25 protein-coding genes are annotated in these 26,969 nt (G+C 73.3%); 6 read left to right on the top strand and 19 right to left on the bottom strand.

Annotation, left to right across the window (positions count from 1 at the left end; genetic code table 11):
- Positions 1-311: 311 nt before the first annotated feature.
- Positions 312-530: a hypothetical protein gene (locus ABZ312_RS03890; protein ID WP_500331156.1), complete on the bottom strand. Its 219-nt coding sequence runs from the start codon at positions 528-530 to the stop codon at positions 312-314.
- Positions 531-663: 133 nt separating this feature from the next.
- Complete coding sequence (gene sodN / locus ABZ312_RS03885) at positions 664-1,059, bottom strand: superoxide dismutase, Ni (protein WP_018563636.1); 396 nt, start codon at positions 1,057-1,059, stop codon at positions 664-666.
- A gap of 138 nt (positions 1,060-1,197) precedes the next feature.
- Here sodN and sodX point away from each other — a divergent pair, with 138 nt between their 5' ends.
- Positions 1,198-1,632 (top strand): S24/S26 family peptidase, encoded by a 435-nt coding sequence (gene sodX / locus ABZ312_RS03880; RefSeq protein ID WP_499513909.1) that lies wholly within the window; start codon positions 1,198-1,200, stop codon positions 1,630-1,632.
- On the opposite strand, the gene ABZ312_RS03875 is transcribed toward sodX, so the two are convergent.
- On the bottom strand, positions 1,536-2,165 hold the full coding sequence (locus ABZ312_RS03875; RefSeq protein WP_499513910.1) for a CGNR zinc finger domain-containing protein: 630 nt from the start codon (positions 2,163-2,165) through the stop codon (positions 1,536-1,538). The two genes, sodX and ABZ312_RS03875, sit on opposite strands and share 97 nt — an antisense overlap.
- Positions 2,166-2,244: 79 nt before the next feature.
- Between ABZ312_RS03875 and ABZ312_RS03870 the strand changes: the two genes are divergently transcribed.
- Entirely contained in the window at positions 2,245-3,009 is a 765-nt protein-coding gene (locus ABZ312_RS03870) for a methyltransferase domain-containing protein (RefSeq protein ID WP_500360311.1), read from the top strand.
- 69 nt (positions 3,010-3,078) lie between these two features.
- On the opposite strand, the gene ABZ312_RS03865 is transcribed toward ABZ312_RS03870, so the two are convergent.
- Genes ABZ312_RS03865 through ABZ312_RS03855 form a run of 3 tightly spaced genes read right to left on the bottom strand, consistent with a single transcriptional unit; the run spans position 3,079 to position 5,782 of the window.
- The gene (locus tag ABZ312_RS03865) at positions 3,079-3,867 is read right to left on the bottom strand and encodes an amino acid ABC transporter ATP-binding protein (protein WP_500331162.1); all 789 of its coding nucleotides are present in this window, start codon (positions 3,865-3,867) and stop codon (positions 3,079-3,081) included.
- A complete protein-coding gene (locus ABZ312_RS03860; protein ID WP_500331163.1) occupies positions 3,864-4,814 on the bottom strand; it encodes an amino acid ABC transporter permease in 951 nt (316 codons plus the stop codon). Before ABZ312_RS03860 ends, ABZ312_RS03865 begins: the two co-directional genes overlap by 4 nt.
- A gap of 26 nt (positions 4,815-4,840) precedes the next feature.
- On the bottom strand, positions 4,841-5,782 hold the full coding sequence (locus ABZ312_RS03855; RefSeq protein WP_500331165.1) for an ABC transporter substrate-binding protein: 942 nt from the start codon (positions 5,780-5,782) through the stop codon (positions 4,841-4,843).
- A 499-nt stretch (positions 5,783-6,281) separates the two neighbouring features.
- Between ABZ312_RS03855 and ABZ312_RS03850 the strand changes: the two genes are divergently transcribed.
- From ABZ312_RS03850 to ABZ312_RS03840, 3 genes are all read left to right on the top strand, one after another.
- Positions 6,282-7,529: an NAD(P)-dependent malic enzyme gene (locus ABZ312_RS03850; protein ID WP_500331167.1), complete on the top strand. Its 1,248-nt coding sequence runs from the start codon at positions 6,282-6,284 to the stop codon at positions 7,527-7,529.
- A 133-nt stretch (positions 7,530-7,662) separates the two neighbouring features.
- Positions 7,663-8,625 carry a zinc-binding dehydrogenase gene (locus tag ABZ312_RS03845; protein ID WP_500331168.1) on the top strand — a complete coding sequence of 321 codons (963 nt, stop codon included), beginning with the start codon at positions 7,663-7,665 and terminating at the stop codon, positions 8,623-8,625.
- Between the two features lie 224 nt (positions 8,626-8,849).
- Complete coding sequence (locus ABZ312_RS03840; protein ID WP_500360312.1) at positions 8,850-11,738, top strand: helix-turn-helix transcriptional regulator; 2,889 nt, start codon at positions 8,850-8,852, stop codon at positions 11,736-11,738.
- A gap of 15 nt (positions 11,739-11,753) precedes the next feature.
- Here the strand turns inward: ABZ312_RS03840 and ABZ312_RS03835 are convergent, their stop codons facing one another.
- The 3 genes from ABZ312_RS03835 to ABZ312_RS03825 form a co-directional block, all read right to left on the bottom strand.
- A complete protein-coding gene (locus ABZ312_RS03835) occupies positions 11,754-12,047 on the bottom strand; it encodes a hypothetical protein (RefSeq protein WP_500436382.1) in 294 nt (97 codons plus the stop codon).
- 1,027 nt (positions 12,048-13,074) lie between these two features.
- Positions 13,075-13,980 carry a PadR family transcriptional regulator gene (locus ABZ312_RS03830; protein ID WP_499513919.1) on the bottom strand — a complete coding sequence of 302 codons (906 nt, stop codon included), beginning with the start codon at positions 13,978-13,980 and terminating at the stop codon, positions 13,075-13,077.
- Between the two features lies 1 nt (position 13,981).
- Entirely contained in the window at positions 13,982-14,851 is an 870-nt protein-coding gene (locus tag ABZ312_RS03825; RefSeq protein WP_500331173.1) for a DUF4097 family beta strand repeat-containing protein, read from the bottom strand.
- Positions 14,852-15,109: 258 nt separating this feature from the next.
- On the opposite strand from ABZ312_RS03825, the gene ABZ312_RS03820 reads away from it, so the two are divergent.
- On the top strand, positions 15,110-15,679 hold the full coding sequence (locus ABZ312_RS03820) for a DUF4232 domain-containing protein (RefSeq protein ID WP_500331174.1): 570 nt from the start codon (positions 15,110-15,112) through the stop codon (positions 15,677-15,679).
- A 24-nt stretch (positions 15,680-15,703) separates the two neighbouring features.
- Here the strand turns inward: ABZ312_RS03820 and ABZ312_RS03815 are convergent, their stop codons facing one another.
- From ABZ312_RS03815 to ABZ312_RS03770, 10 genes are all read right to left on the bottom strand, one after another.
- A complete protein-coding gene (locus tag ABZ312_RS03815) occupies positions 15,704-15,883 on the bottom strand; it encodes a DUF6104 family protein (protein ID WP_431967379.1) in 180 nt (59 codons plus the stop codon).
- Positions 15,884-16,037: 154 nt separating this feature from the next.
- A complete protein-coding gene (locus ABZ312_RS03810) occupies positions 16,038-19,880 on the bottom strand; it encodes a multifunctional oxoglutarate decarboxylase/oxoglutarate dehydrogenase thiamine pyrophosphate-binding subunit/dihydrolipoyllysine-residue succinyltransferase subunit (protein WP_500436380.1) in 3,843 nt (1,280 codons plus the stop codon).
- Between the two features lie 204 nt (positions 19,881-20,084).
- Positions 20,085-21,182 carry a HAMP domain-containing sensor histidine kinase gene (locus tag ABZ312_RS03805; RefSeq protein WP_500325557.1) on the bottom strand — a complete coding sequence of 366 codons (1,098 nt, stop codon included), beginning with the start codon at positions 21,180-21,182 and terminating at the stop codon, positions 20,085-20,087.
- Positions 21,179-21,925, bottom strand: coding sequence for a response regulator transcription factor (locus ABZ312_RS03800; RefSeq protein WP_500325555.1), 747 nt, complete (start codon positions 21,923-21,925; stop codon positions 21,179-21,181). Before ABZ312_RS03800 ends, ABZ312_RS03805 begins: the two co-directional genes overlap by 4 nt.
- A 61-nt stretch (positions 21,926-21,986) precedes the next feature.
- On the bottom strand, positions 21,987-22,670 hold the full coding sequence (locus ABZ312_RS03795; RefSeq protein ID WP_500325553.1) for a spermidine synthase family protein: 684 nt from the start codon (positions 22,668-22,670) through the stop codon (positions 21,987-21,989).
- A 45-nt stretch (positions 22,671-22,715) separates the two neighbouring features.
- The gene (locus tag ABZ312_RS03790) at positions 22,716-23,327 is read right to left on the bottom strand and encodes a hypothetical protein (protein WP_500358886.1); all 612 of its coding nucleotides are present in this window, start codon (positions 23,325-23,327) and stop codon (positions 22,716-22,718) included.
- 31 nt (positions 23,328-23,358) lie between these two features.
- The gene (locus ABZ312_RS03785) at positions 23,359-24,684 is read right to left on the bottom strand and encodes a hypothetical protein (protein ID WP_500436378.1); all 1,326 of its coding nucleotides are present in this window, start codon (positions 24,682-24,684) and stop codon (positions 23,359-23,361) included.
- Positions 24,681-25,466, bottom strand: a complete 786-nt coding sequence (locus ABZ312_RS03780; protein ID WP_500325547.1) for an ABC transporter ATP-binding protein — start codon at positions 25,464-25,466, stop codon at positions 24,681-24,683. The genes ABZ312_RS03785 and ABZ312_RS03780 overlap by 4 nt, the downstream gene beginning before the upstream one ends.
- Positions 25,463-26,353, bottom strand: a complete 891-nt coding sequence (locus ABZ312_RS03775; RefSeq protein WP_500436376.1) for an anti-sigma factor family protein — start codon at positions 26,351-26,353, stop codon at positions 25,463-25,465. Before ABZ312_RS03775 ends, ABZ312_RS03780 begins: the two co-directional genes overlap by 4 nt.
- Positions 26,347-26,913 (bottom strand): RNA polymerase sigma factor, encoded by a 567-nt coding sequence (locus ABZ312_RS03770; RefSeq protein WP_500325543.1) that lies wholly within the window; start codon positions 26,911-26,913, stop codon positions 26,347-26,349. The genes ABZ312_RS03775 and ABZ312_RS03770 overlap by 7 nt, the downstream gene beginning before the upstream one ends.
- Between the last annotated feature and the right edge of the window lie 56 nt (positions 26,914-26,969).

Here is a 26,969-nt window from a genome sequence, read left to right as displayed (position 1 = left end):
CCTGCAGTGCGTTCACCACGGGATGGATTCTTCCTGCTAGCACGTCGGTTGACCCGTACGAGTGAGATCGAGTCTACAGCGGCCCCACCCACCCGGCCCGGACCCACACCCCCTCACCTGCACCTTCACCCCGGGCCTCGGGAGCGGAACCGCCACGGGGGCGAGTCCATCAAAGCCCGGTCCCCCCGCACACGGACTTCCGCGGTATTGCCCCCGCCCTTCCGGAGCGCGTGCCTTCGCGCACGCGGGAGCGCGAGTGACGGCTCGGGGGTGGCGCGCCGGCACCCCGCGGAAGCGCCCCCCCCGGGCCGTCACTTGCCTCCGGCCCGGGGGGTCCGTACGGCGGCGGCTGGGCGGGCGGTGCGTCCGGGAGCGTGCCGGCGCCGCCGGAGGGGGAGGGGCGGGTCCGCCCCGTGCGCGGAGGGTGCCAGGGCGACCGCGTCGGCGAGACCACCGGCGGTCAGCGCGGCCACCAGGCCGAGTGCGGCCAGGGCGCGGGGGCGTGAGGTCCGGGGGGAGCGCAGCGGCATGGCGCCCATTCAAAGCGCGCCGGGAAGCGCTGTCCTGAGGTCACGGTCCGATCGGGGGGCGCGTACGACCGCGCCCGGTCCGCGCGGGCCCCTGCGGGGCCGCCCGGACCGGGCGCGGTGCGCCGACGCCAGGTCAGGCCTTCTTCGTCTCCTGGAAGATGGCGTCGATCTGGTCGATCAGGTCGAGCAGCTTCTGGCCGGTCGCCGGGTCGGTCGAGGCCTTGGCGGCGCTGCCCGCCTTCAGCGCGTCGTTGAAGAGCTGGTGCAGCTGCGGGTACTTCTCGAAGTGCGGCGCCTTGAAGTAGTCGCTCCACAGCACCGACAGGTGGTGCTTGACGAGCTCCGCGCGCTGCTCCTTGATGACGATGGCGCGGGCCCGGAAGTGCGGGTCCTCGTTGGCCTGGTACTTCTCCTGGACCGCCTTGACGGACTGCGCCTCGATGCGGGCCTGGGCCGGGTCGTAGACACCGCAGGGCAGGTCGCAGTGGGCGCTGACCTTGACCTTGGGCGCGAACAGGCGAGCGAGCATGACTGTCCTTCCTCGTGATCGTCTTTCCACCAGGGAGATTACTCCCCTGTCGAGTGGTTTTCTCGGGTGCCCCTTGGTGCTTAGGACAAAAGTCTGGTGTCACCCTGGGCTGGTGGAGCATGGAGGAGGAGGCTGAGCATGCGTGAGCCCGGGCTTGGGCAGAGGAGGAGAGTGCCGTACCAGCTGGTCGAGGTGACAGGTCCGTCGATGGTGCCGACGCTGCAGCACGGCGACTGGCTGCTGGTGCAGCACGTCAGGAGTGCCGCGGAGGTCCGCGAGGGTGACGTGGTGGTGCTGCGCCATCCGCTCCAGCAGGACCTGCTGATCGTCAAACGCGCCGTGGAGCGGCGCGAGGGCGGCTGGTGGGTGCTGGGCGACAACACCTTCGTGGAGAACGACAGCAGGGAGTTCGGCACCGTCCCGGACGAGCTGGTGCTCGCCCGGGGACGCGGGCGCTTCCGGCCGCCGCGCGAGGTTCAGCGGTCGGCGGCCGGCGTGGCGGGCTGGCTGGTGTCCTGCGTCAGGCCGCTCAGGGCGGACCGCTCGTTCTCCAGGCGCTTGCGGGCGCGGTAGGCCGCGACGTTGGCGCGGGTCGCGCAGCGGTCCGAGCAGTAGCGGCGGGACCGGTTGGTCGAGGTGTCGATGTAGGCGTTGCGGCACGTAGTGGCCTGGCAGATGCCGAGCCGGTCCACACCGAGGTCGGTGAGCTGGAAGGCCAGGCCCATGCAGGCGGTCGCGGCGTAGGAGGCGGTCGCCGTGGCCGCGTGCTCGGCGAGGTGCATGTGCCAGTCCGGCCGGCCGCTCTCGTCGAGGTACTCGTGGCCGGAGATCTGCGGGCTGACCGGGAACTCCAGCAGCAGTGCGTTCAGCAGGTCCACGGCGCGCACCTCGTCGCCCTCGGAGGCGGCCTCGAAGACGCCGCGCAGCCGGGTCCGGACGGTGCGCAGCCGCTGTACGTCGGCGTCGCCCACGCGGCCCGCCGCCTGGCTGGCCGGACCGAACAGCTCGCGCACGGCATCGACCGAGGTCAGATGGTCGAGGCCGCGCTCGGGCTCCTCGCTGTTCACCAGGCGCACGGCGTAGTCGGAGTAATAGGCGAGTTCCACTTGTAGTCCTTACGCGTGCGCTCTAAGGTCGGTAATGACTGCTCTTGCTCTAAGGGTATTACGACTGGAGGGGAACCGTATGTCCGACACCACTGCGGCGGTGACCGACTGGCAGGCCTGGCAGGACAGCTGGGACCGGCAGCAGGAGTGGTACCTGCCGGACCGCGAGGAGCGGTTCCGGGTCATGCTCGACATGGTGGAGGCGCTGGTCGGCCCCGCACCCCGGGTGCTGGACCTGGCCTGCGGCACGGGCAGCATCTCCGACCGGCTGCTGCGGCGCTTCCCGGACGCCGTGTCGACCGGCGTGGACCTCGACCCGGCGCTGCTGGCGATCGCCCGCGGCCACTTCGCCGGCGAGCGCAGGATCGAGTTCGTCACCGCCGACCTGCGCGACCCGCACTGGCCGCAGGCCCTGCCGTACGACACCTACGACGCCGTGCTCACCGCGACCGCCCTGCACTGGCTGAAGCCCGGGCCGCTCGAGGCCCTGTACGGGACGCTGGCCGGCCTGCTGCGCGACGGCGGGGTGTTCCTCAACGCCGACCACATGCCCGACGCCTCGACGCCGCGGCTCAACGCGGCCGTGCGCGAGCTGGACCGGGCCCGCCGCGAGCGGCGGAGGGCGGAGGGCGTGCTGGACTGGGAGCAGTGGTGGGCCACCGCCAAGGCCGACCCCGTGCTGGCCGGTCCCACCGAGGAGCGGTTCGTGATCTACGGTTCCCACGCCGACGGCGACGAGCTGCCCCCGGCCTGGCACGCCGCGGCCCTGCGGGAGGCCGGCTTCGGCGAGGCCCGGGAGGTCTGGCGTTCGGTGTCGGATGCGATCGTCCTCGGGCTGAAGTGATCCGTACCCCGCAGCGGGGGAACGCGTGAGGGGCGGCGCCGATCGGCGCCGCCCCTCACGCACGCGCGGTCAGAGGACCTTGGAGAGGAAGGCCTTGGTGCGGTCGTGCTGCGGGTCGGTGAGCACGTCGCGCGGGTGGCCGGACTCGACGACGACGCCGTCGTCCATGAAGACCAGGGCGTCGCCGACCTCGCGGGCGAAGCCCATCTCATGGGTGACCACGATCATCGTCATGCCGTCCTCGGCGAGGCCCCGCATGACGTCCAGGACGTCGCCGACCAGCTCCGGGTCGAGCGCGGAGGTGGGCTCGTCGAAGAGCATCAGCTTCGGCTCCATCGCCAGCGCGCGGGCGATGGCCACCCGCTGCTGCTGACCACCGGAGAGCTGGGCGGGGTAGTGCCCGGCCTTGTCGCGCAGGCCGACCCGGTCCAGCAGGGCCAGCGCGCGCTCGCGGGCGACGGCCTTGGCCTCCTTCTTCACCCGCACCGGAGCCTCGATCACGTTCTCGATCGCGGTCATGTGGGGGAAGAGGTTGAAGCGCTGGAAGACCATGCCGATGTCGCGGCGCTTCGCGGCGACCTCGCGGTCCTTGAGCTCGTAGAGCTTGTCGCCCTTCTGCCGGTAGCCGACCAGCTCGCCGTCGACCGAGAGTCGGCCGCCGCTGATCTTCTCCAGGTGGTTGATGCACCGCAGGAAGGTGGACTTGCCCGAGCCCGACGGGCCGATCAGGCAGAACACCTCACGCGGGGCGACCTCCAGGTCGATGCCCTTGAGGATGTGGGCCAGGCCGAAGTGCTTGTGCACCGCCTCGGCCTTGACCATCGGGTGGGCGCCGGTGCCCTTGCTGAAGTCGGTCATCGTGCCACCTCCGGGCGGCGGAAGGTGCCCAGGTTGGCCTTGACCCGCTGCCACGGGGTGGGCGGCAGGTTGCGGGTCGTCCCGCGGGCGTAACGGCGCTCCAGGTAGTACTGGCCCACCGAGAACACCGAGGTGAGGACGAGGTACCAGACCGCGGCGAGGAAGAGCATCTCCACGGTGGCACCGGTGGTGTTGCCGATGTCGGTGGTGGAGCGCAGCAGTTCGGCGTACTGGGCGGCCTGCGCGGCCAGCGACGAGGTCTTCAGCATGTTGATGAACTCGTTGCCGGTCGGCGGGACGATCACCCGCATCGCCTGCGGCAGCACCACACGGCGCAGGTTCTGGCCCTGGGTCATGCCCAGCGCGTGCGACGCCTCGGTCTGGCCCTCGTCGACGGACTGGATGCCGGCCCGCACGATCTCGGACATGTACGCGGCCTCGTTCAGACCCAGGCCGAGCAGCGCGGCCATGAAGGGGGTCATGAACTGGTTCATCTCGTCCTTGTAGAAGCCGAGATTGATGACCGGGAAGATCAGCGCCAGGTTGAACCAGATGAGCAGCTGGACGTAGACCGGGGTGCCGCGGAAGAACCAGATGTAGCCCCAGGCCACCGAGGAGGTCACGGGGTTCTTCGACAGCCGCATCACCGCGAGCACGATGCCCAGGACCAGGCCCAGCGCCATCGAGACCACGGTGATGACGACCGTGTTCCGCAGGCCCTTGAGCACCGCGGAATCGAACAGGAAGTCCGGGATCGCCCCGTAGTTCACGTTCGCGTTGGCGAACGCGTTGACCAGCAGCCCGAGCACGGCGAGCACCAGGATCGCCGAGATCCAGCGGCCGTAGTGCCGTACGGGGATCGCCTTGATGGCCTCCGGGCGGGAGGCCTCGGCGGGCGGGGTCCCGGCCGGGGTGCCGGCCGGGACCTTGTCATTCGCTTCGGACATGGAGGGAAGCCTCTTGCTGTCGTGACTCAGGAGCCGCCGTTGATCTTGGCCTCGGTGACGGCGCCGTCGGTGACGCCCCACTTCTCCAGGACCTTGGTGTAGGAGCCGTCCTTGATGACGGCGGTCAGCGCGGCCTGCAGCGCGTCGCGCAGCTCGGTGTTGGTCTTGGCGACCGCGATGCCGTACGGGCCGGCCTCGACCTGCTCGCCGGCGAGCTCGAAGTCGTTGCCGCCGCCGGAGGTCTTCACGGCGTACGCGGCGACCGGGAAGTCGGAGACGTCGGCGACGACGCCGCCGGCCTTCAGGCGGGTCTGCGCCTCGGTGTCGGTGTCGAAGGCCTGGATCGACATCGGCTTGTCGCACTTCTGGGCCTTGAGCAGGTCCTGGGAAGTGGTGCCGCGCTGCACGGCCACCTTCTTGCCGCACAGGTCGGCGAGCGACTTGACGCCCTCCGGGTTGCCCTTCTTCACGATGATCGAGGAGCCCGCGGTGAAGTAGTCCACGAAGTCGACGCCCTCGCCGACCTTCTTGCCCGTGGAGGAGTCGACACCCTCCTGGCGGTCCTTGGTGTCGCTCATCGCGGACATCACCATGTCGTAGCGCTTGGCGCGCAGACCGGTGAGCAGGGTGTCGAAGGTGCCGTTGTTGAACTCGACCTTCACGCCGAGCTGCTTGGCCATCGCGTCGGCCAGGTCCGGGTCGATGCCGACGTTCTTGCCGTCCTTGACGAACTCCACCGGCGGGTACGCGATGTCCGAGCCGACCTTGAGCACGCCCGCCGACTGCACCGACTTCGGCAGCTTGTCGAAGAGGGGCGCCTTGGATGCGTCGCTCGACGCGGACGAGGAGCCGCCCTTGTCCGTCTGGTCGCCGCAACCGGTGAGGACGAGGGCGCCGGCGACCGCGATCGCTCCGACCGCGGCGAAGCGGCTCGTCACGGTCGAGCGACGGGTGGTACGTGCGGTCATTGCTGGTTCCTCCTGCGGGGAATCCTGGGAGCAGCCGATCTTCCGGGTACACACGTTCGGGTGTCGTGAACGCGTGTGATCTCCGCATCTTGCCATCCGGACACGTCCTCTTGGGTGTCCGGATGTGTCAAAATCGCATAACGGGCGATCCCCTGGCCCCCCACCAGGCCGGTACACCAAGGCCGGACCGTGATGGGGCCGTGCTGCGAAGTTGCGTGCATCACTTTCCTTGTCCCGCTATTCGGACGACTTGTTGCGTTGTGCGCAGAAGTTCCCGATGTGCGACACCGTGGTGCGGCGCACAGACTCGTCAGCGGAAACCGTCTTCCGGTACAACAGACCCTTACCCCTCACCGGGGGCCCCTCGGCGTGCGTGCGGCGCGCCTGGCCTCCGTCGCGCCCGGGACCACTCGAGTCCGGGTGTACGGAAGCCGAGCCCACCTATCCCCTGTTGTAGGGGGTAGTACCCTCATAGACAATTCGGACAAAGGGGTCAACAGTGGCAGCGGAGATTGTCAATCCTCGCACCGACGGCACGGACAGCACCGACAGCACCGATCACGCGGAGAGCGCCGACAGCGACGGCCCGGAAAGCCCCGTGGACCCGGTGTTCGCCCTCCACCGCGGCGGCAAGATGGAGGTGACCGCCACCGTCCCGGTGCGGAACGCCGACGACCTGTCGCTCGCCTACACGCCGGGCGTGGCCCGGGTGTGCACCGCCATCGCCGAGCAGCCCGAGCTGGTCCACGACTACACGTGGAAGTCCCAGGTCGTGGCCGTGGTCACGGACGGTACGGCGGTGCTGGGCCTCGGTGACATCGGCCCGGAGGCGTCCCTGCCGGTGATGGAGGGCAAGGCGATCCTCTTCAAGCAGTTCGGCGGCGTGGACGCGGTCCCGATCGCGCTCGCCACCACCGACGTGGACGAGATCGTCGACACCGTCGTGCGCCTCGCACCCTCCTTCGGCGGGGTGAACCTGGAGGACATCTCCGCCCCCCGCTGCTTCGAGATCGAGCGCAAGCTGCAGGAGCGCCTGGACATCCCGGTCTTCCACGACGACCAGCACGGCACGGCCGTCGTCACGCTCGCCGCGCTCCGCAACGCCACCCGGCTGACCGGGCGCGCGCTGGGCGAACTGCGCGCGGTGATCTCCGGGGCCGGTGCCGCGGGCGTCGCCATCGCCAAGATCCTCGTCGAGGCCGGCATCGGGGACGTCGCCGTCACCGACCGCAAGGGCGTGGTGCACGCGGGCCGCGAGGACCTGAACTCCGCCAAGCGCGAGCTCACCACGTACACCAACCGGGCCGGGCTCACCGGGACCCTGGAGGAGGCGCTCGCGGGTGCGGACGTCTTCATCGGCGTCTCCGGCGGCACCGTGGCGGAGGAGGCCGTGGCCACCATGGCGAAGGGCTGCTTCATCTTCGCGATGGCCAACCCCACGCCGGAGATCCACCCCGACGTGGCGCACAGGTACGCGGCCGTCGTCGCCACCGGGCGCAGCGACTTCCCGAACCAGATCAACAACGTGCTCGCCTTCCCCGGCATCTTCGCGGGCGCGCTGCAGGTGCGGGCCTCCCGGATCACCGAGGGCATGAAGATCGCCGCCGCCGAGGCGCTGGCCGCCGTCGTGGACGGCCAACTGTCCGCCGACTGCGTGATCCCCTCGCCCTTCGACGAGCGCGTGGCCCCCGCGGTCTCCGCCGCCGTGGCCGCGGCCGCACGCGCCGAGGGCGTCGCCCGGCGCTGAGCGCGCCGTACGCCCGCAGACCACGCCGCCCGCGCGGCGCGGTGCCCGCCGGTCGGGGGCACCGCACCGCGCGGCGCGTGTCACATCCCCGTGCGGTTACGCCGGGGCACCGCGCGGCGCTAGCGTCAAGGTCATGTTCGCTGCCTACGCCGCCCGAATCGACCGCGACCAGCCGCTGAGCGGCCTCGAACTCGGGGAGCGCCCCGAGCCGGAGGCACGGCCCGGCTGGAGCACCGTCACCGTCAAGGCCGCCTCCCTGAACCACCACGACCTGTGGTCGCTGCGCGGGGTGGGGCTCGGCGAGGAGAGCCTGCCGATGATCCTCGGCTGCGACGCCGCCGGGATCGACGAGCACGGCAACGAAGTCGTCGTCTACCCCGTCGTCGGCCTGAGCGGGCACGGGGTGGGCCCCGACGAGCCGCGCAGCATCCTCACCGAGAAGTACCAGGGCACCTTCGCCGAGAAGGTCTCCGTGCCCACCTGGAACCTGCTGCCCAAGCCGAAGGAGCTCTCCTTCGAGGAGGCCGCCTGCCTGCCCACGGCCTGGCTGACCGCCTACCGGATGCTCTTCACCAACGCGGGGGTGCGCCCCGGTGACTCCGTCCTGGTCCAGGGCGCGGGCGGCGGCGTCGCCACCGCCGCCATCGTGCTGGCCAAGGCCGCGGGCCTGCGGGTCTTCGCCACCAGCCGCGACGAGGCCAAGCGGGGGCGCGCCGAGGACCTCGGTGCCGACGCCGCCTTCGAGCCGGGCGCCCGGCTGCCGCAGCGCGTGGACGCGGTCATCGAGACCGTCGGCGCCGCGACCTGGTCCCACTCGGTCAAGTCGCTGCGCCCCGGCGGCACGCTGGTGATCTCCGGCGCGACCTCCGGGCCCAACCCGAAGGCCGCGGAGCTCAACCGGATCTTCTTCCTGGAACTGAAAGTCGTCGGCTCGACCATGGGCACCAAGGACGAGCTGGAGGACCTGCTGAGCTTCTGCGCCGTCACCGGGGTGCGCCCGGTCATCGACACCGTGCTGCCGCTGGACCGGGCCCGCGAGGGCTTCGAGAAGATGGCGGGCGGGGACCTGTTCGGGAAGGTCGTCCTGACGGTCTGAGGCCCGGCGCGTGGGTCCGCGGGCCTCAGCGGGCCCCGGGCCCAAGGCCGTTGGGAACGCCGGGAGAGCAGTACGTGCGCCGGCAGCCACACCGGCGCGGCGCCGCCCGGGACGTCCCCGATCGTCACCGCACGCCAGGGCCCACCATCCCGGTGGCTGCGGCATCACAAGGACTGCGGCAATCTGGTCCGCGACGTGGTGGCCGGAGACTTCGGGGTGGGGCGATGGACACGGAGAACGCGGTGGGGACCGGAAGTGCCGGGGGGACCGGTGGGGATGACGCACCGGGTGGACTGCGGCTGTTCGGCCGGGCGCGGGAGCGCGCGGAGCTGGACGGTCTGCTGGCCGGGCTCCCGGAACGGGGCGGGGCCGTCCTGCTGACCGGCGAGCCGGGGGTCGGCAAGAGCGAGTTGCTGGCCTACGCGGCGCGCGGTCACGCGGGGCGGGTCCTGCGGGCGCGCGGCGTGGAGTCCGAGGCGGTGCTTCCGTACTCCGTACTCGCCGACGTCCTGCTCCCACTGCGCGCACACTTCGCGGAGCTGCCGCCGCCTCAGCGGCGCGCGCTCGAAGGCTGCCTGGCGCTGTCGGAGCCGGCGGAGCCCACCCTGTACGCGGTGTGCTCGGGTGCCCTCGGCGTCCTGGCCGCGGCCGGGGATGCCGAACCGCTGCTCGTCCTCGTGGACGACCTGCAGTGGGCGGACTCGTCCTCCCGGCACGTGCTGCAGTTCGTGGCCCGCCGGCTCGAGCGGGAGCGCGTGCTGCTGGCCATGGCGACCCGGCACGGCGCCGAACCGGAGACGGGCTGGGCCGGCGTGCCCGGGCTGGCCCTGTCCGGCCTGGACGGCGCCGCCTGCGCGGAGCTGCTCCTGGGCATGGGGCTCGATCCGGAGGACGCCGCCGTGGCCCGGCTGGTGGAGCTGAGCCTCGGGAACCCCCTCGTACTGGTCGAGTACGCCGCGTTGCTGCGGGACAGGAGGCACGCTCCGGATCCGTCGGCGGACGAGGCAGAGGATCCCTTGGCCGGTGCCTGGTCCAGCCCCCGCCCGCTGGTCGAACGCGCCTGGCGGGGACCCTTGCGGGCACTGCCCCCGGCCGCCCGGGAGGCGCTGACCTACCTGGCGGCGAGCCGCTCGGGGGACGGCACCGTCTTCGAGACGGTGCTGGCCTCGGTGGGTCTGTCGACGGCAGCGCTGCAGCCGGCCGAGGCCGCCGGCCTCGTCGTCCTCGAACCGGGATCCGGGTACCGGCTGCGCCACCCCGTGCTGCGGGGGCTGGTGCTGCACGGATGCCCGCCGGCGCGACGGCTGCGGATGTACCGGGTCCTGGCCGACTGCGCTCCTCCCGAGCTCCGGGCCTGGTATCTCGCGGCGGCCGCCACGGGGCCCGACGAACAGGTGGCCAGGGCACTGGCGGACGCGGCCGAACAGGCGAGGCGGCGTGGTGCGCCGGGCAGCGCCGCGGAGACCTGGCACCGGGCCGCCGAGCTGTCTCCGGCGCCGTCCGACCGGGCGGTGCGCCTGCTCAACGCGGCGGTCGACGGTTTCCACAGCGGCGCCGCGCGCAAGACCGTCCACTGGTGCGAGGAGGCGCTGCGGTGGAGTCCGGACCTCCGCCTCACCGCGGACATCGACCTGGTCCGCGGACAGGCGCACGCCTGGCTGGGCGATCCCGGGCGCGCGCACCGCGTCCTGGTGTCGGCCGCCGAGAGCGTGCGCGCCGTCGACCCGCACCGCGCCGGTGTGCTGTACGGCGCAGCCACCTTGCCCACCGCCATGTCCGGGCAGACCGGCCTCGCGCTCGATCTCGCCCGCCGCTGCGCGGAGTTCACCGAGGGGACGGCCGGGACGGCCCCCTCCGGAACCGGCGGTGACGGGCACGGCGCACCGGGACGGCGGCCACGACTGGGCGGTGCCCTGCTCGGTGCCACCATGGCGCTGGCCGGCCAGGTGCGGGAAGGCAGGGAACTGCTGCTGCGGGAGCGGGCGGCCCTTCCCGAGGCCGTCACCCCCGAGCTGCAGCAACTGACGGTGCAGATAGGCGAGGCCCTCTCCTGGGCCGACGAGGACGCTGCCGCGGCCTCCCTGCTCGGCGAGGTCGTCGAGCGGATCCGGCGCGGCGCCTCGGTGGGACTGCTCGCCTACGCCCTGGCCGGCCGGTGCGAGGCCGAGAGCTGGCGGAACTGGGCGGCGGCGAGGGCCGACGCCGTCGAGGCCGTCCGCTGGGCACGCGAGCTGGGCCAGGTCACCATGGGCAGCTACGCCGCCATCCTGCTCGCCCGTATCGACGGGCGCCGCGGCGACCGCCAGGGCTGCGAGCGGCACATCGCGGCCTATCGGGAGCGGAACGGCTGGCCGGTGACGCACGGCCTGGAAGTCCTGGCTCTCGGGGCCCTCGGCTCGGCGGCACTCACCGCGGGTGACCCGGACGAGTGCGTTCGCCATCTGGAGCGGGCCTTCGCGCTCGCCGAGGACTGCGGGCTGGGCAATCCCAACATGCTGACCTTCGTGGCCGACCTGGCGGAGGCGCACGTCCGCGGCGGGAACCGCGACCGGGCGGCCGGCCTGGCCGACTGGCTCGACGAGCGGGCCCGGGCCACCGGCCTGGCCTGGCCCGAGGCGGCGACGGCACGCTGCCGCGGTCTGCTGGCGACCGACGCGGACGAGGCGGTACGGCTGTTCGCCGCGGCGGACCGGGCGCACGCCCGCCGGGAGATGCCCTTCGACCAGGCGCGGACGGCTCTGGTGCACGGGGAGGTGATGCGGCGGTTGCGCCGCCCCGCGGAGGCCCGCGTCCCGCTGCTCGCGGCCCTCACCACCTTCAGCGCGCTGGGCGCGCGTCCCTGGGCCGCGAGGGCGGAGGCCGAACTGGCGGCGGCCGGACACCGCGTCGCGCCGCAGCGGGCGCAGGTCTCCCTCGCCGACCTGCTGACCGCCCAGGAACTCCAGATAGCCCGCGCCGTCGCCGGGGGGCTGAGCAACCTGGAGACCGCCTCGACCCTGTTCCTGTCCCGCAAGACCGTGGAGGCGCACCTCACGCGGGTGTACCGCAAGCTCGGCATCCGGTCGCGCTCCGACCTCGCCCGTACGCTGGCGGCGGCCGGCATGGTGCGGTGAGCAGGCTCCGGGCGGTCAGCTCAGCGGTGTCCACAGCGTCTTGGTGACCGGTGGCCGCCCCTCCCGCAGCGTGACCTCCACCGGCTGCCCGGCCTCGGGGGGCCCCGGGACGGGGTCGCCGCCCTGCGCGCGGCACGCCAGTTCGGCGTCCTCGGGGAAGGCGCTCTCCCCGGCGGACGGCTCCCAGGCGTACGGCACCCCGTGGACGGTGACGCGGAGCACCGGTGACGCGGACCCGTCCGCGGTGAAGGCGGACCGCCACGCGGCCCCGGCCAGGGAACGGGCCGGGTGGGGATTGCGGATGATCACCGTGACCCCGTGCCCGTCGCCGGTGACCCACGCCGTCAGGCGTATGCCGTCGGGGAGGGGGGACGTGCGTCCCGGTCGCCTTCGGGGGCACGGGCGGGGGCACGGGCGGGGCCGCGGGTGCGCCCCGCCGGGGGAGTGTCGGGGGAGTCACCATGCGCCCGGCGATCCTGCCCCGGGGGGATTCCTCGACGGCGGACCTGCGCAAGGCGACCTCCGAGCGGGAGCGGGGCGGCCGGTCGAGGTCGACGACCTCGGGTGCCTCGGCTGCCGTGCCCCTGAGGCTTTCGGCGACCATGCCGACGAGCCGGACGACGGTCCCGCGGAGCGTGCCCGAGCCGGTTCCGGCGGTGGCCGTCTCGCGTCCGCCGTTCCGGGCGCCGCCCTGGGTCCTCCGGGGTTCACGGGCGTTCCTGAGCGTCACGGGCACCGCCTCCGTCCGATCGGGCAGGAACTGCGCCCCGCACCGTGCGGGACGGCCGTCGTCATCGGGTCACCGGGATTCCCGCCGCTCGGACACCCCGGCCCCCGGCACTGTGGCCACCGGGAAGTCGACCGGCCGGACCGCCGCCGGGCCGCGGGCACGGCTCCCCCTGGGCCGGCCTGCGCGCACCCGACGGCGCCCGGCCGGAGCCGGTGCCGTCGCATCGGAGAGCCTGCCAGCGGGCGGGGGCCGCGGCATCGGGGAACTCCCTACGTCCTCCGCCACGGGTCCCGCTCGGGTCCGGACGTCCGGACTTCCGCCCCGCCGGCGGGGCCCCGGACGCATCGGGGACGACCCCGTCCGGGCCCTGCGGCCAGGGCGTGTCTGATGAATCCCGCCTGGCTCGTGACGCTCCCCCAGCTGGCGCTGGGAGGTGCCCCCAGGCACGGCACTCCCCCAGCCTTCGGCCGGGGGTGCCCCCACGCCGCGTTGTCGGAGTCGTCCACGTACGTCCAGTACGAGGCCGATCCTCCGCCTTGCGATAGCACGCACCAGCCGCCACGAGCCCCGCCGTCCGGGCGGACGGCGCTATTCATGGGACACGCCCTAGTCCCGGCCCTTGTGCTTGCCGCGCAGCACGACGCCGATGTGGGCGGCCGCCGTGGACAGATGGCGGCGGACCTCGCGCAACTGCTCGGCGTCCACGCCGTTGTCGCGGGCGGCGTCGCGGACGTCGTCGCGGAAGCGGTCCAGCAGGCGCTCCAGGTCGCGGGCAGGGTCCTCGGTCACGGCGGCGTCCTCCGCCCCCCACTCGGGCGCCTCGGCGGGCTCGGGCTTCACATACGGCGGCCAGGAGGTGGAGGTGCGGCCGAACTGGCCGAGCTCCCGGGTGAGTTCCGCCAGCCCCTCGCGGACGCCGGTCTGCCAGTCGCCGCGCCGGACGTGGTCCTGGACCTCCTCCTGGACGCGGCGCGCGATGCGCTGCACCTCGTCCCGTGCGGCGTCCTGGGCCTCCTTGGCGGCGCGCTTGGCGGTGCGGGCCTCCTCGCGGGCCTGCCGGATCTCCTCCTTGGAGCGGCGCATCTGCTCCTTCCAGTCCGCCGGGGAGGACTTCGGCTGGGTGTGCGCCGCCTGCTGGGCGGCCGCCCGGATCTCGCGGCGCAGGTCGCCCGCGGCGCCGCGGACGTCCTCGCGGATCTCGGCGGCGAGCGTGGAGACGGAGTCGCGGATCTCGTTCTCCAGGTCGGCGATCTCGTCGCTGCGGGAGGCGAGTTCCGCGCGGCCCGCGTCGGTGATCGAGTACACCTTGCGGCCGCCCTCCGTGGAGTGGGTGACCAGGCCCTCCTTCTCCAGCTTGGCCAGCCGCGGGTAGACGGTGCCGGCGGAGGGGGCGTACAGGCCGTGGAAGCGCTCCTCCAGCAGCCGGATCACCTCGTAACCGTGACGGGGGGCCTCGTCCAGCAGCTTGAGCAGGTAGAGGCGGAGCCGGCCGTGGGCGAAGACGGGGGCCATCTCAGACGTCCTTCCGGAACGGATCGGCGTCCGCGGGTCCGTGGTCCTCCTGGGGCGGGCGGCGCAGCAGCGCGATGGCGCCCGACACCGTGGTGGCCTTGAGCCGGGAGCCGCCGGACCCCATCCGGCCGGAGATCCGCTTGGCGCCCCACTGCCCGCTGACCCGCAGCTCGTCGAAGGCGCAGGAGACGTCGCCGCTGGTGGTGTTGGCGTCCACCTCGGCGTCCCCAGGCTCCGGGATGCGGATCGCGATCTCCCCGGAGACCGAGGTCAGGCGGACGTCCGCGCCGCTGCGCGGGTCCAGGTCGAGCACCATGTTGCCGCTGACCGAGTCGGCCTTGACGGCGGCGCCGCTGCCCTCGACCACGGTCAGGTCGCCCGAGACGGTGTTGACCCGCAGGTCGCCGGAGACCGCCTGGGCCTCCACGTTCCCCGCGACCGTCTCGGCGGTCACCGGGCCGGCCTGGCCGACCAGCGTGATGTCGCCGTTGACGCCCCGTACGGCGGTGCGGTCCGAGATCCCCGAGATCACGGCGTTCGCCCCGACCACCCCCACCGACACGCTGGTGCGCTGCGGGACGGCGAGCGAGACGACGGCGTGCCGCCGCCAGCCCTTGCGGTCGAGCCACTTGAGCAGGCCCTTCCAGGGCAGGTCCTCGTAGGTGACGGTGAGCGTGCCGCCCTCGTGCGACACGATCAGCGGGGGGCCGTCGAGCTCGCTCACCTCCAGCCGGGCCGGGCCCTCGTCGACGCCGACCACGTTGACGGCGCCGTTGACGATCCGGACGTGCAGGGTGTCGACGCTCGCGTCGAAGACCATCTTGTGCGGCTCGGTGACCGTCCACTCCCGTGAGCCGGGGGTTCCGCTCATTTCGCCCCTCCTTGGGGTCACCCGGGCACGCCGGGTCAACGCCGACAACGCAACATATCGCGTCTCTCCGATAGACACGATATATCGCGTGGATCGGAAGTCAAGGGAGCGCCGTGCGCGCCCCGGTGGCGGTTCGCGGCGGAACGGCGCCCGGACGCGGCCGGTCACGCGGCGAACGGGTGAGGTCCTCCCCGCGGGGCGCGGCGCCGTGCGCGCCGCGAGCGCCCGTACGGGCGCCGGGTGATGTGCTCATCCCCCATGGGCCCTCGAACCGCCACCGCCACCGCCGCGACCGTCCTGCTCCTGACGGGCCTCGCCCTGGCCGCCTGCGGCACCCGTACCGGGACCGGTGGGCCCGCCGCCGAGGTGAGCCCCGCGAACGCCCGGGTGAGCGCCTGCACGGCCGGCACGACCGCCGTGCGCTTCCTGGCCGCCACCGTCCACGCGACCGCCTCGCAGCCCGCGGTCGCCCGGGTCGAGGTCACCAACACCTCGGGCGCCCCCTGCACGCTGACCGGCGCCACGACCCTCACCGCGAGGGACGACCAGGACAAGGCCGCCCCCGTCGAGGCGGACAACTCCGCGGCCGGCACCGGAGCCGTGGAGCTCCGCGGGGGCACCACGGCCGTCGCCGACGTCCGCTACACCGACCTCAACGTCGAGGGGACCCCCTCGGCGCGCGAGGTCTGTCCCGTCCAGGCCTCCCGGGTGCAGGTCGCGCTCCCCGACGACGTGGCCCGTACGGTCGAGGTCACCACGGCCGACGGCACCCCGGCGGTCTTCAGCGTCTGCGGCGACGGGGTCCGGTTCGGCGCCTTCCGCACCTGAGCCCGGCGGTCCCGCCGCTCGCGGCTACTCGTCCTCGTCGTCGTCCAGCCGGGCCAGCCACGTCGCCAGCCGCTCCACCGGGATCTCGAACTCGGGGTTGAGGTCGACGAACTCCCGCAGCCGCTCGGCGAGCCACTCGAAGGTGACCTCCTCCTGGCCGCGCCGGTTCTCCAGCTCCTCGATGCCGCGGTCGGTGAAGTACAAGGGGTGCTCCGGATCAGGGTCGAAGGATGACGTACCAGGCCAGGATAGGTACTCCCGCCGCCCGGGCCGGGGGCCCCTCCTGCCGGCGTACGCGCAGGGGCCCCGCACTCGACGAGTGCGGGGCCCCTGCGCGTCGTACCGGGGACTACGGGCCTCAGAGCTCGAAGACCTCGTGCACCAGCTGCTCCTGCTCCTGCTGGTGCCGCTTGGCGGAACCGACCGCCGGCGACGAGGAGGACGGACGCGACACACGACGCAGCCGGTCGGCGTTGTCGGGCGCGGCGCCGAGCACCAGGTCGAGGTGGTCGATCAGGTTGAGGGCGATGAACGGCCAGGCACCCTGGTTGGCCGGCTCGTCCTGGGCCCAGACATACTTCTGGGCCTTGGTGAACGGGGCCAGGGCGGCCTGGATCTCCAGGCCCGGCAGCGGGTAGAGACGCTCGATGCGGATGAGGGCGGTGTCGAAGGCACCACGCTTCTCGCGCTCGGCGACGAGGTCGTAGTAGACCTTGCCGGAGCAGAAGACGACCTTGCGGACGTCCTCGGGCTTGACGGTGCTGTCACCGATGACCGGCTGGAAGTGGCCGGAGGTGAACTCCTCCGTCTTCGAGGTCGCCGCCTTCAGGCGCAGCATCGACTTCGGGGTGAAGACGATGAGCGGCTTGTGGTGCGGGTTGTGGACCTGCCACCGCAGGAGGTGGAAGTAGTTCGCCGGGGTGGTCGGGACCGCGACCGTCATGTTGTTCTGCGCGCACAGCTGCAGGAAGCGCTCGATGCGGGCGGAGGAGTGGTCCGGGCCCTGGCCCTCGTAGCCGTGCGGCAGCAGGAGGGTGACGCCGGAGGTCTGGCCCCACTTCTGCTCGGCGGAGGAGATGAACTCGTCGACGACGGTCTGGGCGCCGTTGACGAAGTCACCGAACTGGGCCTCCCAGGCGACCAGCGCGTCCGGGCGGGCCAGCGAGTAGCCGTACTCGAAGCCCATCGCCGCGTACTCGCTGAGCAGCGAGTCGTAGACGTTGTAGCGCGCCTGGTCCTCGGCGAGGTAGAGCAGCGGGGTGTAGTCCTCGCCGGTCTCCCGGTCGACCAGGACGGCGTGCCGCTGGCCGAAGGTGCCGCGGCGGGAGTCCTGGCCGGCGAGCCGGACCGGGGTGCCCTCCATCAGCAGGGAGCCGATGGCGAGGGTCTCGCCCATGGCCCAGTCGATGGTGTCGTCCTCGACCATGGCCGCGCGGCGCTGCAGCTGCGGCATCAGACGCGGGTGGACGGTGATCCGCTCGGGGATGTTGACCTGGGAGGCCGCGATCCGCTTGACGGTCTCCTGGCTGATCGCGGTGTCCGCCGGGACGGGGAACTCCGGGCCGGTGGCCTGGTTCTCCTCCTCCTGCGGGGCGGCCGGCGCGGTCGCCTCGCGGACCTCGGTGAAGACCTTCTCCAGCTGGCCCTGGTAGTCCTGCAGGACCTGCTCGGCCTCCTCCAGGGTGATGTCGCCGCGACCGATGAGGGACTCGGTGTAGAGCTTGCGCACCGAGCGCTTCTTGTCGATCAGGTCGTACATCAGCGGCTGGGTGAAGGACGGGTTGTCGGCCTCGTTGTGACCGCGGCGGCGGTAGCAGATGAGGTCGATGACGACGTCCTTGTTGAACGCCTGGCGGAACTCGAAGGCGAGCCGCGCGACGCGGACCACGGCCTCCGGGTCGTCGCCGTTCACGTGGAAGATCGGCGCCTCGATCATGCGCGCGACGTCGGTGGAGTACATCGACGAGCGCGAGGACTCCGGGGCGGCGGTGAAGCCGACCTGGTTGTTGATCACCACGTGCACGGTGCCGCCGGTGCGGTAGCCGCGCAGCTGCGACATGTTCAGGGTCTCCGCGACGACGCCCTGGCCGGCGAAGGCCGCGTCGCCGTGGAGCACGACCGGCATGACGGTGAAGTCCGTGCCGCCCTTGCCGATGACGTCCTGCTTGGCACGGGCGATGCCCTCGACGATCGGGTCGACCGCCTCCAGGTGCGAGGGGTTCGCGGCCAGCGAGACGGTGATCTGCTCGCCGTCCAGGCCGGTGAAGGTGCCCTGGGCGCCCAGGTGGTACTTCACGTCGCCGGAGCCGTGCATCGACTTCGGGTCGAGGTTGCCCTCGAACTCGCGGAAGATCTGCGCGTACGACTTGCCGACGATGTTGGCCAGCACGTTCAGCCGGCCGCGGTGGGCCATGCCGATGACGACCTCGTCCAGCCGCGATTCGGCGGCGGCGTCGATGACGGCGTCGAGGAGCGGGATGACGGACTCGCCGCCCTCCAGGGAGAAGCGCTTCTGGCCGACGTACTTCGTCTGCAGGAAGGTCTCGAAGGCCTCCGCGGCGTTGAGGCGGCGCAGGATGCGCAGCTGCTCGTCGCGCTCGGGCTTGGTGTGCGGGCGCTCGACGCGGTCCTGGATCCACTTGCGCTGCAGCGGGTCCTGGATGTGCATGAACTCGATGCCGACGGTGCGGCAGTACGAGTCGCGCAGCACACCGAGGATGTCGCGCAGCTTCATCAGCGACTTGCCGGCGAAACCGCCGACGGCGAAGTCACGCTCCAGGTCCCACAGGGTGAGGCCGTGCTCGGTGATGTCGAGGTCGGGGTGCTTGCGCTGCTTGTACTCCAGCGGGTCGGTGTCGGCCATGACGTGGCCGCGGACCCGGTAGGAGTGGATCAGCTCGAAGACGCGGGCGGCCTTGGTGACGTCGTCGTCGTGGCTGGCGTCGATGTCCTTGAGCCAGCGGACCGGCTCGTAGGGGATGCGCAGCGCCTTGAAGATGTCGTCGAAGAAGTTGTTCTCGCCCAGCAGGAGCTGGTTCATGATGCGCAGGAACTCGCCCGACGCCGCACCCTGGATGACCCGGTGGTCGTAGGTGCTGGTCAGCGTCATGACCTTGGAGATGCCCAGCTTGTTCAGGGTGTCCTGCGAGGTGCCCTGGAACTCGGCGGGGTAGTCCATGGAGCCGACGCCGAGGATCACCGACTGGCCGGGCATCAGGCGCGGCACCGAGTGGACGGTGCCGATGCCGCCGGGGTTGGTGAGCGAGACGGTGACGCCGGAGAAGTCGTCCATCGTCAGCTTGCCGATGCGGGCGCGGCGGACGATGTCCTCGTAGGCCTGCCAGAACTCGAAGAAGTTGAGGGTCTCGGCCTTCTTGATGGCCGCGACGACCAGCTGGCGGTCGCCGTTGGGCTTGACCAGGTCGATGGCGAGGCCCAGGTTGACGTGGTCGGGCTTGACCAGCGTCGGCTTGCCGTCCTTCTCCGCGAACGACCAGTTCATCGCGGGCATGATCTTCAGCGCCTGCACCATGGCGTAGCCGATGATGTGCGTGAAGGAGACCTTGCCGCCACGGGCGCGCTTGAGGTGGTTGTTGATGACGATGCGGTTGTCGAACAGCAGCTTCACCGGGACGGCGCGCACGGACGTGGCCGTGGGCAGCTCCAGCGAGGCGTGCATGTTCTTCGCCACGGCCGCGGAAGGGCCGCGCAGCGTCACGTACTCGGGTCCCTGGGCAGCCTCGGTGGCCGGGGCGGCCTTGGCCGTCGGCTGCGGCTGCGCCGGAGTGGGCTTCTCGACGGCGGGCTTCGCGGGGGCCGGAGCGGCCGGGGCGGGGGCCGGGGCCTGGGCGGCCGGGGCGGGGGCCGGGGCCTGGGCGGCCGGGGCCGGCGCGGCGGCGGGCGTCACGGGCGCCGGGGCCGGAGCGGCCGGTGCGGGGGCAGCGGGCACGGCCGGAGCGGCCGGAGGCGCTGCGGGGGCCGCCTGAGGCTGGCCCGAGGCGACTGCGGAACCCGTATCCGCTCCCGGCTTGTAATCGGCGAAGAAGTCCCACCAGGCTCGGTCCACCGAGTTCGGGTCCTGGAGGTACTGCTGGTAGATCTCATCGACAAGCCACTCGTTAGGCCCGAAGCCCGCGGCAGGGCCCTGGCCCTGCCCATCGGTTTCGGTCGGGACGCTCGAGCTACTGGGGTGTGGCGACACGGCGGCAACCGCCCTCTTCCGCTTCACAAGGTGATGGACAGCGGAAATAAAGGCTACGCCTACCTGAGCGTTTCCCGCAGGCGGGGAGGCCAGTCGTCGCCTAAGTCACATCGGAAAGGCGGTTTCGGGGCGGAGTTTGGCGGGAATGGGGACCTGAATCGACTGGTCCGGTTGCCTCTGGCAACGTCCGCCCTGGCGGGAGCGTCAAGCCGACGCCGTCGCCGACCCTGGGAGGGTGACGCGGATCCGGCAGCCGCGGGGGGACTCGGCCACCGCGATGCGTCCGCCGTGGAGGTCCACCGCCCAGCGCGCGATCGCCAGTCCCAGCCCCGTCCCGCCGTCGCCCGGTCCCGCGGTGCCGCGGTTGAACCGCTCGAAGACACGGGTGCGCTCGGCCTCGGGTATGCCGGGGCCCTCGTCCAGGACCTCCAGGTCGAGGCTGCCCGGACCGGTGCCGCGCCGGGCCCGGACGGTGACCCGGCCGCTGGGCGGGCTGTGCTTGACGGCGTTGTCGATCAGGTTGGCGACCACCTGGTGCAGCCGCTCCGCGTCCGCGTACGCGGTCAGCTCCGGCGGTGAGACGTCCAGGTGGAGGTGGACGTCTTTGCGCGCCCGGCCGCCGTGCGCCCTGGCGTCCTTCAGGCCGAGGCCGGCCGTCTTGATCACGGCCGACAGGTACGGCCAGACCTCGAAGCGCTTGGCGTCCAGCGGCACGATGCCGTTGTCCAGGCGGGAGAGGTCCAGAAGGTGGGCGACGAGCAGGCTCAGCCGCTCCGCCTGCTGCAGCGCGGTGCGCATCGTCTCCGTGTCGGCCTCGGAGACCCCGTCGACGACGTTCTCCAGGACCGCACGGAGCGCCGCGATCGGGGTGCGCAGCTCGTGTGAGACGTTCGCCACCAGCTCCTTGCGGTGCCGGTCGACGGCCTCCAGGTCGGCGGCCATCCGGTTGAAGGTCTCGGCCAGTTCGCCGACCTCGTCGCGGCGCACCGCGGTGACCCGCCGGCTGTAGTCGCCGCGCACCATGGCGCTGGCGACCGAGGTCATCTCGCGCAGCGGCGCGGTCAGCCCGTGCGCCACCAGCTGCGAGATCAGCAGCGAGGCGATGATCGAGAAGATGGTGATGATCCGGATCTCGGTCGCGGAGTGCATCGCCACGAAGATCAGGCCCGTGGTGATCAGCACGGAGGCGAGCACCAGGTACTGCAGCGCCGCCTTGATCGACCGGAAGGGGTCGTACGGCCTCAGCGCGGCCCAGGCACGTTCCCGCAGCTTCGGCGGGCGCGGCGCGCTGTAGGGGCTCACGGCGTGGGCGTCTCGAGCGCGTAGCCGACGCCGTGCACGGTACGGATGCGCTCCGCCCCGATCTTCCGCCGCAGCGCCTTGACGTGGCTGTCGACGGTGCGGGTGCCGGAGGCGTCCGCCCAGTCCCAGACCTCGGCGAGCAGCTGCTCCCGGGAGAGCACCGCGCGCGGCTGCTGGGCCAGGCAGACCAGCAGGTCGAACTCGGTCGGGGTGAGGTGCACGTCGGCGCCCCGGACCCGGACCCGCCGCTGGGCGTTGTCGATCTCCAGGTCGCCGAGCTGCATGTTGGCGCCGCGCGGGTCGCGGGCGGCGATCGTGGCGCGCTCCACGCGGCGCAGCAGCACGTGCACCCGGGCGACCAGCTCGCGCAGCGAGAAGGGCTTGGTCATGTAGTCGTCGGCGCCCACGCCGAGCCCGACCAGCATGTCGGTCTCGTCGTCGCGGGCGGTCAGCATCAGCACCGGGACCGGCCGCGAGGCCTGCACGCGGCGGCAGACCTCCAGGCCGTCGTACCCGGGGAGCATGACGTCGAGGACGAGGAGGTCGGGCTGCCAGGAGGCGGCGGTCTCCACGGCGGCGGGGCCGTCGCCCGCGGTGCGGACCTGGAAGCCCTCGGCCCGCAGGCGTGCCGCGATGGCGTCGGCGATCGTCGCGTCGTCCTCCACCACCAGCACGCGGCGCTGCGCACCGGGGGTGGCCGCCACCGCTGCGGCGTCGGCGGTCGTCGGCTGTGTGCTGTCCATGTGGGGTCCCCCATGGTCGTTTGCGTTGCGCAGCAGCGTACGGGGCGGGACGGCGACGCGGCTATGCGGGTTTGATTGCCAGGTGCACGACATCCGGAACGCCCCGATTCACCGGGATCTCGATGGTCCGGACCTGCGTGAACTGCGCCGACCTCAAGGCGTCGTCGAACGCGGCGGACGGCTGCGCAGACCATACCGCCAGTACGCCGCCGGGTTCGAGCCGCTCCCTGCAGGCCGCCAGACCCTCCGGTCCGTACAGCCCCCCGTTGCCCTCGGTGACCGTCCAGTCGGGGCCGTTGTCGATGTCCAGGCACAGCGCGTCGTACGTCACGTCCGCCTCCCGCACGTACGCCACCAGATCGCCCTCGACGACGCTCACCCGCGGGTCCTCGAGCGCGTGCTCGGAGAAGTCCGCCAGCGGGCCCGCGTGATGCCAGTCGATCACCGCCCGCTCCCGCTCGGCCACCGCGATCCGCGCCCAGCGCGGCTCGGCCGCCGCCCGCGCGAGCGAGAAGCCCACCCCGAGGCCGCCGATCAGCACCGACAGCTCCGCCCGGTCCGCCGGGAGGGCGTCCAGCGCCGCGTCGACCAGCAGCCGTTCCGAGCGGCCGTCGGAGGTGTCCATCAGGAAGGTGCCGTTGGCGATGATCTCGTAGCGGCCGCCCCTGCGCCGGAGCGCGACCTCCCCGTACGGCCCGTCACGACGGTCGAGCGTGACGGGCCGTTCCTCTTCGTTCGCGTCCATGGACCCAGGGTAATGAGATGACCCCTCCGGGCCGGACGGGGTTTTTCACCCGCAGCCGCCCGGGGCCGGCCCCCGGACGGCCACCAGCGCGACGCCGCCCGCGAAGAGGACGGCGGCGGTTGCCCAGGCCGCGGGCTGGGCGCCCGGCTGCATCGACCAGGCCCACACCGCGGCCGCCCCGCCCGGGGTGCGGGGAGCCGCGAGGTAGACGCTGCCGCCGTAGAGCACGGGCGGCAGCCAGCTCAGCCGGGCACCCAGGACGGCGGCGCCCGCGGCCGCGAGACCGGTGAAGCCGAGGACGCCCCGGACCATCGTCGGGGCACCGAAGCGGTCCGGGTCCCCGGGGACCGCTGCGCCCAGCCAGAGCACCGCAGGCCCGGTGAGGGCGAGCAGGTGCACGGCCCGCCACCGCCACCAGGGCAGCGGGGCGCCACGGTCCACTTCCCCGGAGTGGGTGTGGAGGGAGATCCCGGTGACGGCCGCCGCGAGGACCGGGGCGAGGACGACCACCGGGACGCGGGCGCCGGTGTCGAAGAACGGCCGGCTGACCAGCCAGTCCGCGCCCCAGCGGGAGGCGGCGAAGAGGACGGCCAGCGCGGCGGCGGCGCCGGGCAGACCGCGTGAGCGGACATAGAGGGGCAGAAGGGTTGGCGTCATCGTGAGGGCTCCTCGACGGGTCCGGTGGGGGTCACGGCGCCGGGACCCCGCCGACGTCGCAGGCCCGGACGCCGGCCAGGTAGCGGCCGAACCAGGCACGGCGGTCGGCGGCCGTCATGGCGCGCAGGCGCTGCGCCGCCGCCCGCGCGAGGCGGTTCTCGGCCTGGCCGGCGGGGAAGAGGGGACGCCCGAGGCGCAGCCACTCCTGGGCGGCGTACTCGTTGGCGTAGGCGCGGTCTCCGGCTCGGTCCCCCTCGCATGCGGCCGAGGAGGAGACCGCGTACACGAGGTCCCGGTAGAGCATGCCGACGTCGCCCAGGCGGCCTCGGAAGACGCCGCCGTACAGCTGGAACCGGACCTCCCCGGGCGGCACCGTCTCCGACGATCCCCCCTCGCGGTACCGGACGGGCGCCCCCGGGGCGCCGTCCAGCCGGGCGTCGACGCGGTCCACCACCGCGCGCACCGCGGGCAGGGCCGAGCCGTGCGCCGCGCGGACGCACACCGTGGGGGTGCCCCGGTCGCAGACGAGCGCGGACGCGGCGGGGTCGGGCCGCCACAGGTCCGCGCCGCTCCGGTACAGGACGGACGCGGCCGCGACGGCGACGACCAGCGGCAGGACGGCGAGCACCCGCCGCCTGGCGTGACCGGCCAGCAGCGCGGCGGCGGCCGTTCCGGCGAACCACACCGCCGCGAGAGGGGCGGCCCACCACACCGGGGCGTCACCGGAGGGGCCGGCGTACGCGGGGCTGAGTACCGTGGCCCCCGACTCGCCGTAGGCGCCGATGCCGAGCAGCAGATACCCGGCGACCGCGAGCAGCGGTGCCGCGAAGCGCCAGGGCAGTGCCCGCCCCGCCGCGAAGCCGAGCGCGCCCAGGGCCCCGAGCGCCACCGCGTCCGCGGCCGGCCGGTCCCACGCGGGGTGCCCGTGGGACGCGTACGGAAGGACCAGCGCCAGGCACACGCCGACCGCCGCCAGATAGCCCAGCACCGGCCAGGCCATCGACGGCAGGGCCGCGACCAGCGCCCTGCGCAGCGGCGGCCGCGCGGCCGAGGCGAGCAGGTCGCCGGTGCCGCGCCGCCGCTCGCGGCCGCCCTGCCAGCAGCCGGCGGCGAGGGCGAGCGGACCGCCGAGGAGCAGGCCCGCCTCACGCAGCGCGCCGTGGAGCACCGCCCAGTCGTCACCCAGCGAGTACCGCCTGGCCAGGACGGTGACGAGGACGCCGCCGGCCACGGCGGCCCCCGTCCACGCCCCGAAGCCGCGGAGCAGCTCGGTGCGATGGACACGGTGAACGCGGTGGACACGGGGCGCGGCGGGAGGCGCCGGGGGAGCGGTGGCCAGGGTGCCCGGGGCGCTCATACGGCGGCCTCCCGGACGCCGGAGGCCGCACCGCGGTGACGGCGCAGCGCCGCCGTGTAGCCGCGTTCGATCGGGCTGTCCCCGGCCGCGTCGTCGTCCCCGGCCGCGGCCAGCTCCGCCGCGGTGCCGCGGAAGGCGGTCCGTCCGCCGTCGAGCAGCGTCACCTCCGTGCAGGCGGTGGCCACGTCCTCGACGAGATGGGTGGAGACCAGGACGGTCGCCGTGGCGCCCACTTCCCTGAGCAGGGCGCGGAACTGCACCCGCTGTTCCGGGTCGAGACCGGCGGTCGGCTCGTCGAGCAGCAGCAGGTCGGGGTCGTTGACGATGGCCTGGGCGATGCCGACCCGGCGCACCATGCCGCCGGACAGGGTCCTGATCCTCACGTCGGCGCGCCCGGCGACGCCGACCCGCTCCATCGCGCGGTCGACGGCCGCCGGCACCGCGGCCTTGGGCATCTCCTTCAGCCAGGCCACGTACGCCACGAACTCGCGCACCGTGAAGCCCGGGTAGTAGCCGAACTCCTGCGGCAGGTAGCCCAGGCGCCGCCGGATCGCGGTGCGTCCGGCCTGCGTCGCCGGGTCGTGGCCCAGCAGCTCCAGGCGGCCCGACCGGTACCCGGCCACGGTGGCGAGCACCCGGATCAGCGAGGTCTTCCCGGCGCCGTTGGGCCCGAGCAGTCCGTGGACCCCGCGCCCGACGCGCAGGTCGAGGGCGTCCAGGGCGGTGGTCCGGCGATGTCTCACGGTCAGACCGTCGAGGGAGACGGTCGGCTCGGTCGTCATGGGCGCTCCAGGTGGTCGAAAGCGGTACGGCGAAGGGTCAGGAGAAGGGCGCAGGCGGCGCCGGCCGCGGCCCAGGCGGGCTGCGCGGCGGGGGAGAGCAGCAGGGGCGCGGACCCGGTCGGGAGCCCGCAGAGGACGACGGCGCACAGCCAGCCGGCCGTCACCACGGCGGCGGCCCGGTGGCAGCCGGTCCAGCTGCCCAGCGCGAGCGTGGCCCCGGTCAGCACGAGCCCCGGCAGCAGCCACGCCACCGCGGCGCCCGTGCCCGCCAGGACGCCTCCGGCGGCGGTCAGCAGCGGCACGGACACCGCCAGCACGGCTGCGGTGCGCGTGAGCAGCAGCCGCAGCCCCCCGGAGGGCGTCGACGCGGCCAGTTCGTGGGCCGGGTCGCCGTACCTCCCGTACGCGAGGGCCACGCCCACCGGCGGCAGCGCCGGGGCGAGCACCAGAAGCCAGGGGCGTCCCTGCGGCGCCCCGCCCAGACGCGTCAGGGCCACGGCCACCGCCAGCGTCAGCAGCACCGACGCCACCCAGGCCGGACGCAGCGTGCGCGCGGACCGGACGGCGGCGCGCCAGGGCCGGGCCCCGGCCGCCCGCGCGAGCGGCGGTTCCGGGGCGGGCACGCTGCCCGTGGCCGCGGTGAGCACCGCGGCCCGGACCCCGGAGAGGACCGCTCCGCCCTCGCCCGCCCTGGCCAGCGAGGAGATCCGGGCGGCGCAGGCCGCACAGGACTCCAGGTGCTTGTCCACCGACCAGGCGGCGGGGTCGGCGAGCGTGCCGTCGGCGTAGGCGGCGGCCGTGCCGTCCGGCACGTGCCAGCCGGTCCGGTCCGCCTGCGGGGTTCCGGGGGTGCGCCACGCGAGGCGTCCCCGGGCGGGGGTCAGCATGCGGCTCCTCCTGCGGTGCCGAGGGCGGCGAGGGCGGCGCGCAGTTCGCGGCGCGCCCGCGAGGCCCGGGTCTTGACGGTGCCTTCGGGTATCCCGAGCAGGCGCGCGGCCTCCCGCGTGGTGAGGCCGTCGATCACGGTCGCCCGCAGGACGGCCCGCAGTTCGGGGGAGATCCGGTCGAGCGCGGCGCCGACGTCGCCGTACTCCAGGCCGGCGAGGACGTGCTCTTCGGCGGAGGGGGTGGTGCCGGCCTCCTCCGCGGCCAGGAGGTCGCGGGTGCCGGCCCGCACCGCGGCGCGGCGGGCGTCCGCCAGCCGCCGGGCGGCGATCACCCACAACCAGCCGCCCGCGGCTCCGCCGCCGTGGGTGCCCGCCGAGCGCCAGGCCGCCATGAAGGTGTCCTGCAGCACCTCCCGGACGGTCTCCGGGTCCGGGCAGCGCCGCGTGAGCCGGGCGTGCAGCCATCCGGAATGGCGGTCGTACAGATCGGCGAGGGCCTGGGTGTCGCCCCGGGCGATCGCGCGCATCAGCGCGTCGTCCCCGGGCGGCTCATGGCTCATGGGGCGGAAGAGTCTCACGCCCCTCTATCGCCGCCGCCCCCGCGAACGGTTCTCGG

Origin of the sequence: Streptomyces sp. NPDC006207 (assembly GCF_040613835.1) — a bacterium.
Classification (GTDB): domain Bacteria; phylum Actinomycetota; class Actinomycetes; order Streptomycetales; family Streptomycetaceae; genus Actinacidiphila.
Note: the sequence above shows the minus strand (reverse complement) of the source record. Positions and strands in the feature narration are given on the sequence as shown.